The 13,397-nt window shown below is 63.7% G+C and carries 11 protein-coding genes and 1 tRNA gene; 6 read left to right on the top strand and 6 right to left on the bottom strand.

Translation table 11 applies throughout. From position 1 onward, the window contains the following. Window positions 1-26: 26 nt before the first annotated feature. The 3 genes from ybaL to ASF61_RS18750 form a co-directional block, all read right to left on the bottom strand. A complete protein-coding gene (gene ybaL, locus ASF61_RS18760; protein WP_056159383.1) occupies window positions 27-1,754 on the bottom strand; it encodes a YbaL family putative K(+) efflux transporter in 1,728 nt (575 codons plus the stop codon). A gap of 146 nt (window positions 1,755-1,900) precedes the next feature. Further along, window positions 1,901-3,022: a beta-ketoacyl-ACP synthase III gene (locus tag ASF61_RS18755; RefSeq protein ID WP_056159379.1), complete on the bottom strand. Its 1,122-nt coding sequence runs from the start codon at window positions 3,020-3,022 to the stop codon at window positions 1,901-1,903. A gap of 123 nt (window positions 3,023-3,145) precedes the next feature. Beyond that, entirely contained in the window at window positions 3,146-4,570 is a 1,425-nt protein-coding gene (locus ASF61_RS18750) for a S41 family peptidase (protein ID WP_056159376.1), read from the bottom strand. Between the two features lie 151 nt (window positions 4,571-4,721). Here ASF61_RS18750 and ASF61_RS23485 point away from each other — a divergent pair, with 151 nt between their 5' ends. From ASF61_RS23485 to ASF61_RS18730, 4 genes are all read left to right on the top strand, one after another. Beyond that, window positions 4,722-5,072 (top strand): hypothetical protein, encoded by a 351-nt coding sequence (locus ASF61_RS23485; protein ID WP_156369641.1) that lies wholly within the window; start codon window positions 4,722-4,724, stop codon window positions 5,070-5,072. A gap of 104 nt (window positions 5,073-5,176) precedes the next feature. After that, complete coding sequence (locus tag ASF61_RS18740) at window positions 5,177-7,273, top strand: M13 family metallopeptidase (protein WP_373994562.1); 2,097 nt, start codon at window positions 5,177-5,179, stop codon at window positions 7,271-7,273. Window positions 7,274-7,429: 156 nt separating this feature from the next. Beyond that, entirely contained in the window at window positions 7,430-9,472 is a 2,043-nt protein-coding gene (locus tag ASF61_RS18735; protein WP_200919909.1) for a M13 family metallopeptidase, read from the top strand. Between the two features lie 176 nt (window positions 9,473-9,648). Beyond that, window positions 9,649-10,215, top strand: a complete 567-nt coding sequence (locus ASF61_RS18730) for a hypothetical protein (protein WP_056159365.1) — start codon at window positions 9,649-9,651, stop codon at window positions 10,213-10,215. Window positions 10,216-10,432: 217 nt separating this feature from the next. Here ASF61_RS18730 and ASF61_RS18725 read toward each other — a convergent pair whose 3' ends face one another. Next, complete coding sequence (locus ASF61_RS18725; protein ID WP_056159362.1) at window positions 10,433-10,981, bottom strand: cytochrome c5 family protein; 549 nt, start codon at window positions 10,979-10,981, stop codon at window positions 10,433-10,435. Window positions 10,982-11,176: 195 nt separating this feature from the next. Between ASF61_RS18725 and ASF61_RS18720 the strand changes: the two genes are divergently transcribed. Next, window positions 11,177-11,252 (top strand) — tRNA-Arg (locus ASF61_RS18720). A gap of 291 nt (window positions 11,253-11,543) precedes the next feature. After that, entirely contained in the window at window positions 11,544-11,939 is a 396-nt protein-coding gene (locus tag ASF61_RS18715) for an MAPEG family protein (protein ID WP_056159359.1), read from the top strand. A 56-nt stretch (window positions 11,940-11,995) separates the two neighbouring features. Here ASF61_RS18715 and ASF61_RS18710 read toward each other — a convergent pair whose 3' ends face one another. Together ASF61_RS18710 and ASF61_RS18705 are read right to left on the bottom strand one after the other, a co-directional pair. Further along, window positions 11,996-12,583: a cytochrome b gene (locus ASF61_RS18710; RefSeq protein WP_056159356.1), complete on the bottom strand. Its 588-nt coding sequence runs from the start codon at window positions 12,581-12,583 to the stop codon at window positions 11,996-11,998. A 22-nt stretch (window positions 12,584-12,605) separates the two neighbouring features. Beyond that, entirely contained in the window at window positions 12,606-13,226 is a 621-nt protein-coding gene (locus tag ASF61_RS18705) for a TetR/AcrR family transcriptional regulator (protein WP_056159353.1), read from the bottom strand. Between the last annotated feature and the right edge of the window lie 171 nt (window positions 13,227-13,397).

Raw genomic sequence — 13,397 nt, 5'->3', positions numbered from 1 at the left:
AGCGTACCCGCTTGGCGCCGGGCCGATCAGTGTCCGCCAGCCTGCTTGCGCTCGAAGTTGTCGATGACGAATTCCGTCATGCCGTTGGCCAGCTCTTCCTCGCCCATGAACACCTTGGCTGGCAGTTCGCTGCGCAGCAGGTCCGCTTCCTCGTCGCTGTGGGTACGCACCACCGACTTGATGTTGGGGTTGAGCAGGCGCGCCGTTTCCACCATGGCGCGCACGTGGAACGTGTCCGGTGTGGCGATCACCAGCATGCTGGCGCGCGCCACGTGGGCCTGGATCAGCACGGCCGGTTCGCCCGCGTTGCCGGCCACCGCGTGGATGCCCTTGCGGCGCAGCTGGTCCACCACCTCGCGGTTCTGCTCGGCCACCACGAAAGGAATGCTGTGCTTGAGCAGCACGTCGGCAATGCGGCGACCGACGCGGCCGTAACCGACCAGCACCACCTGGCCGTCCAGGTGCTCGTGCGGCACCGACATCGGCAGTTCGGCCAGCGGATCGGCCGCCCGCTCGTAGTTGGAAATCACGGAACCCTCGCGCGTGAGCCAGCGGCCCAGCGGCCCGGTAGCGCTGAACACCACCGGGTTCAAGGCGATCGAGATGATGGCGCCCGCCAGGATCAGGCTCTGGCCTTCGGCAGGCATCAGGCCCAGCGACATGCCGAGCGCAGCGAGGATGAACGAGAATTCGCCGATCTGCGCCAGGCTGGCCGAGACCATCAGCGCCGTCTTGGCCGGGTAGCGCAGCAGCACCACCAGCACGAAGGCGGCCACCGATTTGCCGAACACGATGATCGCCACCACCGCCAGCAGCTTGAGCGGCTGTTCGGTGACGATGGCCGGCTCGAACAGCATGCCGACCGAGACGAAGAACAGCACGGCAAAGGCGTCGCGCAGTGGCAGCGATTCCTGTGCGGCGCGGTGCGCCAGTTCCGATTCGCGCAGCACCATGCCGGCAAAGAAGGCGCCCAGCGCGAACGACACGCCGAAGAAATGGGTGGAACCGTAGGCGATGCCGACGGCAGCGGCAATCACGCACAGCGTAAACAGTTCGCGCGAACCGGTGCGCGCCACCTGCCATAACATCCACGGAAACAGCTTGCGGCCGACCACCAGCATCAGCGCGATGAAGGCTGCGACCTTGCCCAGTGTGATCGTCAGCGTGCTGACCAGGTCGACTTCACCGGCAGGCACGGCCACGCCGTGGGCGTCCATCGTGGTGCCGCCCAGCGAGCCGGCCACGGCCGGCAGCAGCACCAGCACCATGACGGTCACCAGGTCTTCCACCACCAGCCAGCCGACCGCGATACGGCCATTGAAACTGTCGAGGATGCCGCGCTCCTCGAGCGCGCGCAGCAGCACCACCGTGCTGGCCACCGACAGCGCCAGCCCGAACACCAGGCCGCCGCCGATGCTCCAGCCCCACCAGTGGGCCAGCGCCATGCCCATGCCGGTGGCCACGACGATCTGCAGCACGGCGCCGGGCAGGGCCACCTTGCGCACGGCCCACAGGTCGTCGAGCGAGAAGTGCAGGCCGACGCCGAACATCATCAGCATCACGCCGATCTCGGCCAGCTGGCCGGCCAGCGCCGCATCGGCCACGAACCCCGGCGTTGCCGGTCCCAACATGATGCCTGCCGCCAGATACCCCACCAGCGCCGGTAACCGCAGGCGCGTTGCTATATAACCAAGAACAAGGCCGAATCCGAGGGCGGCGGCGATCGTGGTAATCAGGCTGATGTTGTGGGGCATGCGTGGGGGACTCCTCTAGAGAATGTTAGAAAACAGGCAAAGAGTAGCACATCACGCGGCAATTTCTGGCAAAAAATCCGAACCAGCCGCTATTTGATCGAAACTTCGGTCAACCCCCAAACACGCGTGAAACCAGGTGTAGCTGCTTACATTTTTCGCAATACCACGCAGCCGATCGAGTACCCGGCACCGAACGAGCACAGCACACCCATTTGGCCCGGCGCCATGTCGTCCGAGTATTTATGGAACGCGATCACCGAGCCGGCCGACGACGTGTTGGCATAGCTGTCGAGGATGACCGGCGCTTCGCCCGGTTCGGCATCGCGGCCCAGCACCATGCGCGTGATCAGCAAATTCATGTTGAGGTTGGCCTGGTGCAGCCAGTAGCGGCTGACCTGCGGTACGTCCAGCCCGGCGTGGGCGATGGTGTCCTTGATCATCTCGGCGGCCATCGGGCAGACGTCCTTGAATACCTTGCGGCCCTGCTGGCGGAACAGCTTGTCGGGCTGGCCCACGCCGGCTTCGTCGAAGCGGTTGAGGAAGCCGAAATTGTTGCGGATATTGTTCGAGAAACTGGTTTTCAGCTTGGTGTCGAGGATTTCCCAGCGGTGCGCGCCCTTGGCCGTTTCCGCCAGCTCCACCACCACCGCAGTGCAGGCGTCGCCGAAAATGAAATGGCTGTCGCGGTCGCGCCAGTTCAGGTGGCCGCTGGTAATTTCCGGGTTCAGTACCAGCACCGCGCGCGCCTGGCCGCTCTGCACGGCGGCCACCGCCTGCTGGATGCCGAAGGTGGCCGACGAGCACGCCACATTCATGTCGAAGCCGTAGCCATCGATGCCGAGCGCAGCTTGCACTTCCACCGCCATGGCCGGATAGCCGCGCTGCATGTTCGAGCACGCGACCAGCACCATGTCGATCTCGGCGGCGGTGCGACCGGCGCGGTCGAGCGCCTGCTGCGCGGCTGCCACGCAGATTTCTGCCTGCAACGACAGTTCATCGTCGCCGCGCTCGGGGATGTGCGACACCATGCGCTGCGGGTCGAGGATGCCGGCTTTTTCCATCACGAAGCGCGACTTGATGCCCGACGCCTTTTCGATGAACGCCACGCTCGACGGCTCGAGCGCGGTGACGGTGCCAGCCTCGATGGCGGCGGCGTGGTCGGCATTGAACTGCGCCACGTAGGCGTTAAAACTGTCGACCAGTTCTTCGTTGGAAATCGACTGCGCCGGCGTAAAAAGACCGGTACCGCTGATGACGGCTTGTTTCATGAGTAAGCTTTCGAATTGGGCAATGGCGAGTGCCAAGAGTGGAGCAAATTTTACACAATGGCGCCGCCTTGCGCCCCAAATAAAAGCGGCGCCCGAAGCGCCGCTCTAAATCCGTGCGGGGCCTTATTTGCCCAGGCTGGCCTGCACGACCGTGGTGTCCGGCTTGGCCAGCTGCACCGGCTTGCCCTTGAGCCGGTTCAAGGCCTGGGCCAGCTGGAAGTCGTCGCTGCTGCCGTATTCGAGCGGCTTGCGCTGTTTTTCCAGTGCAATGATGCGCAACTGCTCTTCCAGTTCGTCGCGTTTGGTTTTCGACGCTTCCTGTTCGCGGTCGTTGCTCAGGTGCTTGGCCAGGTCGGCTTCACGCGTGCGCAGCGCATTGATGCCGTCGCCGTCCGCGTACTCGTCCACTACCAGGTCGGGCGTGATGCCCTTGGCCTGGATCGAGCGCCCCTTGGGCGTGTAGTAGCGCGCCGTGGTCAGCTTGACGGCCGTGTCCGCAGTGAGCTGGCGGATGGTCTGCACCGAGCCCTTGCCAAAGGTTTGCGTGCCCATGATGGTGGCGCGCTGGTAATCCTGCAAGGCGCCGGCGACGATCTCGGAGGCAGACGCCGAACCGGTATTGACCAGCACTACCATCGGCACCCGCTTGATGGCCTCGGGCAGCTTGGCCAGCGCGTCGCTCTCGGCGTGTAACTGGTAGTACTCGGGACGGCCGTAATACACGGTTTTCTGTTCGGGCAACTGGCCGTTGGTGGAAACGATGGCCTCGTCCCGGGGCAGGAAGGCCGCTGCCACACCGATCGCGCCCTGCAGCACGCCGCCCGGATCGTTGCGCAAGTCCAGCACCAGGCCCTTGATCTGCGGGTCCTGCCGGTACAACTCCGCTATCTTTGCTGCCATGTCGTCCACCGTCGGTTCCTGGAACTGCGCAATGCGCAGCCAGGCATACCCCGGCTCGATCAGCTTGCCCTTGACGCTCTTCTGGATGATCTCCTCGCGCGTGATGTTGAAGACCAGCGGCTCCTCTTCGCCCTTGCGCAGCACGGTCAGCGCCACTTTCGAGTGCGGTTCGCCGCGCATCAGCTTGACCGAGTCGTCGAGCGCCATGCCTTTCAAGGCCGTGTTGTCGAGCCGGCTGATCACGTCGCCGGGCTTGATGCCGGCGCGCCAGGCCGGCGAATCCTCGAGCGGGGCGACGATCTTGATATAGCCATCCTCGCCGGGACCGATCTCGATGCCCAGTCCGACGAACTTGCCTTGCGAGCCTTCGCGCAATTCGGCATACGCCTTCTGGTCCAGGTAAGCCGAGTGCGGATCGAGCGAGGCCACCATGCCGGCGATGGCGTCGGTCAGCAGCTTCTTGTCCTCGACCTGTTCCACGTAATCGGTTTTGATGAGGCCAAAGACATCGGCCAGCTGGCGCAATTCCGCCAGCGGCAAGGCTGGCGGCGCCGGTTTTTGCGCGAGTGCCGAAAACTGCAGCGACAGCGCCACGCCCGCCACCATGCCCAGGCCGATCAGCCCGGAATTGTTGAGTTTCTTGCCCATGTTTCACCCAAAAAAGCGCAGGGTGCGCCTGCGTAAAAACCAGTATAAACCTGATTTCGAGCAAACGTCGTAGCCCTCCCGAAATCATTTACAGCTTTACCGGGATTTACAACGGTGCCGTTGTCAAACGAAGTAACCCAATACCCAACTGGTGAAACGGCAATTGTGTCTGTTTGTATTCAGTGTATCGGGCAAGTTGAAGGCAGTAAGCATTTGTAAGAATTGCGTGCAAGGCCAAGCGCGCGGCCTACACTGGGTTCGTATTTCTCTCTACCCTGAAGTGGTTTTTGCCTGCGCCCCAAGCGCAGGCTTTTTTTTACCTGTTGGCAGCGTTTTCTTTTGCGGGAGCATTCCAGGCATCGCCATCTTCGATGGTCCCTGCGTCGCCGTCGCCGGCCCGCTCCGCAGCGACCACCGCGAGCAGGGCAGCGAACACCGTGGCGGCGGCCGCAAGCGCGGCATGGGCATCGGCGGCGTCAGCATGACGCTGCCAGGCGGCTGACCACGGCCGCATGTATCGTAAAGTAACTGCGCTGTAACAACTGTCCTGCGGCGGTAGAATATTCCTGCGGCGACCCGGTGCTGCGCTACCCGCGCGGCAATGCGATGGGCCCTCGATCTTCGACCTCAAAAGGACAAGTAGTGAAAAAATATTTGCTGAGCACCCTGGCGCTGAGCCTGGCCACGGCCTTTGCCGGCGCGGCCGATACTGCGGCCCCTGCCGCCCCGTCTTCCGGCATCGAACGCAAGAACATGGACACCGGCGTGCGTCCGCAGGACGACTTCTACGGCTACCAGAATGGCGCCTGGGTCAGAAATACCGAGATTCCTGCCGACCGCGCACGCTGGGGTTCGTTCATCGAGCTGCAGGAAAACACCTTGCCGCAATTGCGCGCCATCATCGAGGCAGCGCAGCAGGACAAGGCCGGCAGCACTGCCCGCAAGGCCGGCAGCAATGCGCAAAAGCTCGGCGACCTCTATGCCAGCTACATGGACGAGCAGAAGCGCGATGCGCTCGGCGTCAAGCCGCTGGCCGGCGAGCTCAACCGTATTCGCGGGGTCAAGGATAAAAAGGCGCTGCCGATGCTGATCGCCCACCTGGATCAGCTTGGCGTGACCGTGCCGTACAGCGTGTATGTGCGCCAGGATGCGCGCGAGTCGAGCAAGTATGCGGTCGGCATTGCGCAAAGCGGACTGGGCCTGCCCGACCGCGACTACTACCTGAAAAAGGACGACGCCAAGCTGGCCGCCATCCTGACCAAGTACGAAGCCCACGTGGCCCACATCCTGCAGCTGGCCGGCGCGCCGCAGCCGCAGGCGAGCGCCAACGCCAAGGCCATCGTGGCGCTGGAAACCGCGCTGGCCGAGGCGCAATGGACCAAGGTGCAAAACCGCGACCCGATCAAGCGCTACAACAAGATACCGTTCGCCAAGCTCGGCGAGCTGGCCCCCGGTTACGACTGGAATCTGGCGCTGGCGTCCGCCGGCGTGGGCAGCAAGACCGACTACGCCATCGTCAACCAGCCCAGCTTCCTGACCGCGTACACCGCCTTGCTTGAAAAAACCGACCTGGCGACCTGGAAAGCGTATTTCGAATGGCAGTTGCTGCGCAGCGCCGCGCCGTATCTGTCGCAGCCGTTTGCCGACGCCGACTTCGATTTCTACAGCACCGCCCTGACCGGCGTCACCGTCAAGCCGGAGCGCTGGAAACGCGGCGTGGCCCTGGTCGAGCGCGCCCTCGGTGAAGCGCTGGGCCAGGCCTATGTGGCCCAGTATTTCCCGCCCGAGCGCAAGGCGCGCATGGACGCCATGGTGCAGAACCTGCTGGCGGCGTACAAGACCAGCATCGACGGCCTGGACTGGATGGGACCGGACACCAAGCGCGAAGCGCAGGACAAGCTGTCCAAGTTCCGTCCCAAGATCGGCTACCCGAGCAAGTGGCGCGACTATTCGTCGCTGGTGATCGTCAAGGGCGACCTGGTCGGTAACGTGCTGCGCGCGTCGAGCTTTGCGCACCAGCGCATGGTCAACAAGCTGGGCAAGCCGATCGACCGCGAGGAATGGAGCATGACGCCGCAGACGATCAACGCCTATTACAGCTCGACCATGAACGAGATCGTGTTCCCGGCCGCCATCCTGCAACCGCCGTTCTTCGACGTCAATGCCGACGACGCCGTCAACTACGGCGCCATCGGCGCCGTGATCGGCCACGAGATCAGCCACGGCTTCGACGATGGCGGCAGCCAGTCCGACGGCGACGGCAACCTGCGCGACTGGTGGACCGCTGCCGACCGCGCCAACTTCAAGGCCAAGACCGACGCCCTGGTCAAGCAGTACGACGGCTACAGCCCCTTGCCCGGCTACCACGTCAACGGCGCGCTGACGCTGGGCGAAAATATCGCCGACAACAGCGGCGCGGCGATCGCCTTCAAGGCCTATAAATTGTCGCTGGGCGGCAAGCCGGCGCCGGTGATCGACGGCTTCACCGGCGAGCAGCGCTTCTACCAGGGCTGGGCGCAGATCTGGCGCGCCAAGGCGCGCGAGGCGCAGCAGATCCTGATGATCAAGACCGACCCGCACTCGCCCGGCGAATTCCGCGCCAACGGCACCGTGGTCAACCAGCCCGGCTTCTACGAAGCGTTCGGCGTCAAGCCCGGCGACAAGATGTACGTGGCGCCGGAACAGCGCGTCATCATCTGGTAAGCGGCACGGCCGCATGCCCTTGCCCGGCCGTCGCAAACTGCTTGCCGGGCATGGTGTTTTTGTATATAACTGCATGGCTGGCCAAGTGCAGACTTGGCCTTTTTGTATTCCTCACTTCAAAGGATCTTCGTGAAACGTCATCTCGTAAGTGCACTGATGCTGAGCCTGATCGCAGGCCTGGCCGGCGCTGCGGACAACACCAACAGTGTGACCGCTGCCAGCACCCAGCAAGCCAAAGCGCCGACCTCCGGCATCGCTGTCGAATACATCGATCCGGCCGTTCGCGTCCAGGACGATCTGTTTACCCACATGAATGGCAAGTGGCTGGCAACGACCCAGATTCCGGCCGATAAAGCCAGCTGGGGCAGCTTTGCCAAGCTGCGCGACGACATCCAGCCGCAACTGCGCAAGATCATCGAAGACGCGGCCAACAGCAAGAACAAGGCTGCCGGCAGCGATACCCAGCGCATCGGCGACTTTTACGCCAGCTTCATGGATGAAGCCAAGCTCGAGCAACTGGGCGTGACCCCGCTCAAGGGCGAATTCGACCAGATCGCCGCGCTGAAGGACAAGAAGCAGTTGCCGGCCCTGATCGCCCACTTCAACAAGATCGGCGTGGGCGCGCCGTACAGCTTTGGCATCCACCAGGACAACAAGGATTCGACCAAGTACGTGGCCGACCTGTTCCAGTCGGGCCTGGGCCTGCCGGACCGCGACTACTACCTGAAGGCGGACGACAAGAAACTGGCCGACACGCTGGCCAAGTACGAAGTCCACATGGCCAAGATGCTGACCCTGGCCGGCGACAGCAATGGCGCCGCCAGCGCGCGCGCGGTGCTGGCGTTCGAAAAACAACTGGCCAAGCTGCAATGGACCAAGGTCGAACTGCGCGATCCGATCAAGGCCTATAACAAGGTCGACGTCGCCAAACTGAACACCCTGGCGCCCGGCTACGACTGGAAAAGCTACCTGGCCGATGCCGGCATCGGCAGCAAGGTCAGCTACGTGATCGTCAGCCAGCCCAGCTACTTCAAGGGCCTGACCGCGCTGCTCAACAAGACCCCGATCGACACCCTGCAGGCGTACTTCCGCTACCACACGGTGCACGCGTTTGCGCCTTACCTGAGCAAGTCCTTCGTCGATGAAAACTTCGCCTTCTATGGCACCGTGCTCAGCGGTGTGACGGAACAGCAGCCACGCTGGAAACGCGGCGTCTCGGTGACCGAAGGCGCGCTGGGCGAAGCAGTGGGCAAGCTGTACGTGGCAGACCACTTCCCGGCCGAGCGCAAGGCGCGCATGGAAGCGCTGGTGAACAACCTGCTGGCCTCGTACAAGACCAGCATCGATACGCTCGATTGGATGAGCCCGGTAACCAAGAAGCAGGCGCAAGCCAAGCTGGCCAAGTTCACCACCAAGATCGGCTACCCGAACAAGTGGCGCGACTATTCGGCGCTGACCGTGTCCAAGGATGACCTGGTGGGCAACGTGATGCGCTCGAACGAGTTCGACTACAACAAGGAAATCAACAAGCTGGGCAAGCCGATCGACCGCGACGAGTGGGGCATGACGCCGCAAACGGTGAACGCCTACTACAACCCGGAAATGAACGAGATCGTGTTCCCGGCCGCCATCCTGCAAGCGCCGTTCTTTGACGCAGCTGCCGACGACGCGGTCAACTACGGCGCCATCGGCGGCGTGATCGGTCACGAAATCAGCCACGGCTTCGACGACCAGGGCGCCCAGTACGACGGCGACGGCAACCTGCGCGACTGGTGGACCAAGGCCGACCACAAGAACTTCGCGGCCAAGACCAAGATGCTGGTCGATCAGTACAACCAGTTCAGCCCGCTGCCTGGCTACCACGTCAACGGCGAACTGACGCTGGGCGAAAACATTGCTGACAACAGCGGCATCGCGATCGCCTACAAGGCCTATAAACTGTCGCTCAACGGCAAGGAAGCGCCGGTGATCGACGGCCTGACCGGCGACCAGCGCTTCTACATGGGCTTTGCCCAAGTGTGGCGCATGAAGATGCGGGAAGCGGCACAGATCCAGCAGATCAAGACCGACCCGCACTCGCCGGGCCAGTTCCGCGCCAACGGTCCGATGCGCAACCAGCCGGGCTTCTACGACGCCTTCGGCGTCAAGCCGGGCGACAAGATGTACTTGGCGCCCAAGGACCGCGTGATCATGTGGTAAGCAGCTGGCAATAAATGAAAGGCGGCGTTGGCAACAACGCCGCTTTTTTTATGCCCGAAACACGCGACCGGTCATGCCGCTTCGGCGCACCGCTGTACCGATCGGCGAATGCCGCCCCAATTCAGCGACGACGTACTGTAAACTACCGCATCGTCCCAACCCCGGAAGCCGAACCCATGCGTATGCGTGCCGTATTACCCCTGACCGCCTTGCTCGCCCTGAGCACCCTGACCGCCTGCGGCGACGCCTACAAGCCGGTCGACGTCTACATGGCCGTCACGCCCGACTGCAAGGACTGGCAGGAAGGTTCGCGCTTCGACCTGCCGCGCGGCATCAGCATCTCGACCACGCCGCCGGTCACGCTGGCCGACGGCGGCGCCGAGTTCACGTTCGTGTATTTCGTGCCGCGCGGCCAGCGCGCCCGCTTCCTCTCGCGCGACTACAACATCACCGCACCGCACGGTCCGGTGATCGCCAAGGCCGAGCTGGTGACGTTCTACCAGCGCCCCGTCAACGGGCGCGCCGAGATCGTCGACGTGATCCCCAAGGTGCCCGACATGCTGGTGGCCGGCGCCACCGCCGACGAAACCATCTGGCGCGTGCGCCTACGCGTCAACAACAAGCTGCCCGCACGCTTCGACCTGGTGCCGCCCGCCATCGAGATCGCCGTCACCGAATACCCGATGCGCACTTTTACTTACCGCTACTTCCCCGAACGCAAAGCCTTCGGCCTGTGCCGCTAACCGCGCGCTGCGGGGGCAGTTTCCAATGCCGTTAAGTTAAGGTCCTGATATCCGTCGTACCCGCGAAGGCGGGTACCCAAGTTCTGCGAGATGCATCGACATGTCAGGCAACTTGGGTCCCCGCCTGCACGGAGACGACGTTTTTTATGCCAACAAAATTAATACTTTTCGCTTAATTTGACGGCATTAGGTCTGACCTCGACGTGAGGCGCGGGTTTTATTTTGCAGGCTCGGCCGGTTTGTCGGCAGCAGCAGCGGGAGCGGCCGGGGCTGCCGGCTCCTTGAACTTGGCGCCCGACTGATTGGCCATGAAGACCACGGCGCGTGCCACTTCGACGTCGTCGAGGTCGGGGTTGCCGCCCTTGGCGGGCATGGCGCGCAGGCCGCCGATGGCGTGCTGGACCAGGGTGTCGTAGCCTTGCGCGATGCGCGCCGACCAGCTGGCCGCGTCGCCCACCTTGGGCGCGCCTGCCACGCCGGCGCCGTGGCAGGCGGCGCAGGTGGAGTTGTAGATGGCGTCGCCCGCCTGCAGCACCTTGGGCGCGTTGGCATCCTTGAAGGTGAAGCCGGTATCGGCCACCGGCGCGATGCGGGCGGCGATTTCGCCGGGTGCCTGGCTGTTGGAGCCGGCGCCGGTGAGCTTGTCGGTCGTCACGTACTGGACCAGGAGGATGATGCCAATGACCGTCGCCAGCAAGAACCCGATTACGGCTCCGGCCAGCTGCTTGGGGGTTTTGATGATGGAATCGTTGTGGGCGTCGCTCATGATGTCCTTGAAGTCTGTACCGGGTTACGAACCGAATGACCGATCGGGCTGCGTTGCAAAACCTTTATCATGCGGCCGATTATAGGCACAAACATCGACGCAGGGAAACCATCACCATGGTTAAAACGCTACGCGACCATGGACGCGCGCCGATAAAACCGGTATCCTACGGCACACCTCCAAGGTTCCCCCCGCGCGGCTGTAGCTCAGTGGATAGAGTATTGGCCTCCGAAGCCAAGGGTCGCTGGTTCGATTCCAGCCAGCCGCACCAGTTTTCTCCAAACAAATCAATTGCTTGGCCTGGATTCCAGCCGCCAGGTCGGGCGCTGTGACGGCGCCGGCCAGCGCGCCATGTCGCGCCATCATCGTTCCAGTGCCTGCCGCCGGTCGTCTCGTGCAGGCGGCGCACCGCGCTACGTCACTGTTGCATATTTGTAGAGCTGCACCCGCTGCAGGCGCGCGCGCGTCAATGCCCGGCACGACACCGCACTGAATGGTGTGCCAGGACCCGCCGTCCTTGGAGTAAGCTCGCGTCACCAAAAATGACCGATGGAGCTCCACGATGACAACCGAATTGACGCTGCTGGCCTGGACCCTGGTGCTGGCCATCGTCCAGGTATTGCTGACCGCGCAGCTGCGCACGGCCGAAACCGGCATCCAGTACAACGCCAGTGCCCGCGACGGCCAGGCGCCGCCGCCGAGGCCGGTCACGGCGCGCCTGCAGCGGGCGCAGGCCAACCTGTACGAGACACTGCCGCTGTTTATCGCTGCGGTGCTGATCGCCCACGTCGCCGGCCGCGAAGGCGCGCTGACGCTGTGGGGCTGCTGGTTGTACCTGGTGTGCCGCGTGGTGTACGTTCCGCTGTACGCGGCCGGCATTCCCTACGTGCGCTCGCTGGTGTGGCTCGCTTCGATGGTCGGGCTGGGCATGGTGCTGGCGGCGATCCTGGCCCGTTGATCGCGACGCTGCACGGTCCGCACGCCACAGCCGCGCCACGGCCCGGGCTGTGCAGCTTACCGGTCTGATTGCCCGGGCCACATCCGCACCAGCACCGTATCCTTGCGCACCAGGTGGTGGAACAGCGCTGCTGCCACGTGCAGCAGCACCACCACCCACGCCACCCATTTGCCGACCACGTGGTGCACCACGTCCACCGGCGCTTCGAACGCTTCCCAGGTCAGGTCGAACGTCGCCGCGATCCAGTGGAACAGGCTGGTGTCGCGGAACGAGGGCACGCTGAACAGGCCGTAATCGGTGGCCATGCTGGTGCCGATGTAGCCGGTCAGCGGCATCACGATCAGCAGTGCGTACAAGCCCCAGTGCGCCAGGTGCGCCAGCCGGTGTTCGAGCAGCGAGCCGGGCGGACTGTCGGGCTGCACGTCCAGCAGTTTCCACAGCAGGCGCGGCAGGACCAGGGCGCCGACCAGGATGCCCAGCATCCAGTGCACATTCAGGACGACCAGGCTCTCGGGCTGCTCGTCGTCCATGCACCAGATCACGTAATACACGACGAGATAGGCGCCGATGAACGCTGCCGCGCTGGTCCAGTGGAACAATTTGGCGAGCGCGCCAAAGCGGTGGGGGGTGCCTTGCCATTGCATGATGGGTTCCTTGCTGAGACGGTCAGCGCGCCAGCAGGCCGCGCAAAAGTTGGTCGAGACTGGCGATCGAGGCAGCCAGGCGGATGTCGGCCTCCGCATCAGCATCGTCCGGAGTGCAGTCCGGGCCGGCATCCTCGGCGATCCAGAATGCCGCTTCCGTGACTGCGCCGTACAACATGCGCGCCAGTACCCCGGCATGGCCGGGCGCCACGGTGCCGTCGTCCATCAGCGCCTGCAGCGCATGGGCGAGCACGCCGATGCCGGCGCTCTGGTGCACCTGCGGCACGTCACCGAACATGGCGCGCGCATCCTGCAAGATGATGCGGCGCAGCTCCGGCACCCGCGCCAGTTCCAGGTAGCCGCACAAGCGGGCCCGCAGCGCCAGCCACGGCGTGGGCGCGACGTCGGCCCTGGCCTGCAGCTGCAGCGCCACTTCGCCTTCGAGCTGGTCGATCACGGCCAGCAGCAGCTTTTCCTTGCTGCCGAAATGGTGGTACAGCGCACCGCGCGTGAGTCCGGCTGCAGCGGTGAACTGGTCCATCGAGGTCTGGGCATAGCCATGCTCGGCAAACGCGCGGCGCGCCGTGGCGATCAGCGTGGCCCGGGTGGTTTCGATCATGTCGGCACGGCTGCGGCGGGTCATGGGCGGGCTCCGGAGGATGGGCTACGTAACGTAGCTGACGGTGCATCTTATTGACATACGACGCGTATGTCAATGAATCGGTGTACCTGTCGTTACCTTAATATTTCCATGCCGCACGATTGGCGAATGCCCTGATCAATCTTGTAAATGCGATAAACTTCCGGTTTCACA

It is taken from the genome of Duganella sp. Leaf126, assembly GCF_001423125.1.
Taxonomy (GTDB): Bacteria; Pseudomonadota; Gammaproteobacteria; order Burkholderiales; family Burkholderiaceae_D; genus Rugamonas.
Note: the sequence above shows the minus strand (reverse complement) of the source record. Positions and strands in the feature narration are given on the sequence as shown.

Bases quoted from the DNA above. Each gene is read 5' to 3' on its own strand.
- ybaL (WP_056159383.1), bottom strand. From the start codon at position 1,754: ATGCCCCACAACATCAGCCTGATTACCACGATCGCCGCCGCCCTCGGA.
- ASF61_RS18755 (WP_056159379.1), bottom strand. From the start codon at position 3,022: ATGAAACAAGCCGTCATCAGCGGTACCGGTCTTTTTACGCCGGCGCAG.
- ASF61_RS18750 (WP_056159376.1), bottom strand. From the start codon at position 4,570: ATGGGCAAGAAACTCAACAATTCCGGGCTGATCGGCCTGGGCATGGTG.
- ASF61_RS18740 (WP_373994562.1), top strand. From the start codon at position 5,177: ATGGGCCCTCGATCTTCGACCTCAAAAGGACAAGTAGTGAAAAAATAT.
- ASF61_RS18735 (WP_200919909.1), top strand. From the start codon at position 7,430: ATGCTGAGCCTGATCGCAGGCCTGGCCGGCGCTGCGGACAACACCAAC.
- ASF61_RS18730 (WP_056159365.1), top strand. From the start codon at position 9,649: ATGCGTATGCGTGCCGTATTACCCCTGACCGCCTTGCTCGCCCTGAGC.
- ASF61_RS18725 (WP_056159362.1), bottom strand. From the start codon at position 10,981: ATGAGCGACGCCCACAACGATTCCATCATCAAAACCCCCAAGCAGCTG.
- ASF61_RS18715 (WP_056159359.1), top strand. From the start codon at position 11,544: ATGACAACCGAATTGACGCTGCTGGCCTGGACCCTGGTGCTGGCCATC.
- ASF61_RS18710 (WP_056159356.1), bottom strand. From the start codon at position 12,583: ATGCAATGGCAAGGCACCCCCCACCGCTTTGGCGCGCTCGCCAAATTG.
- ASF61_RS18705 (WP_056159353.1), bottom strand. From the start codon at position 13,226: ATGACCCGCCGCAGCCGTGCCGACATGATCGAAACCACCCGGGCCACG.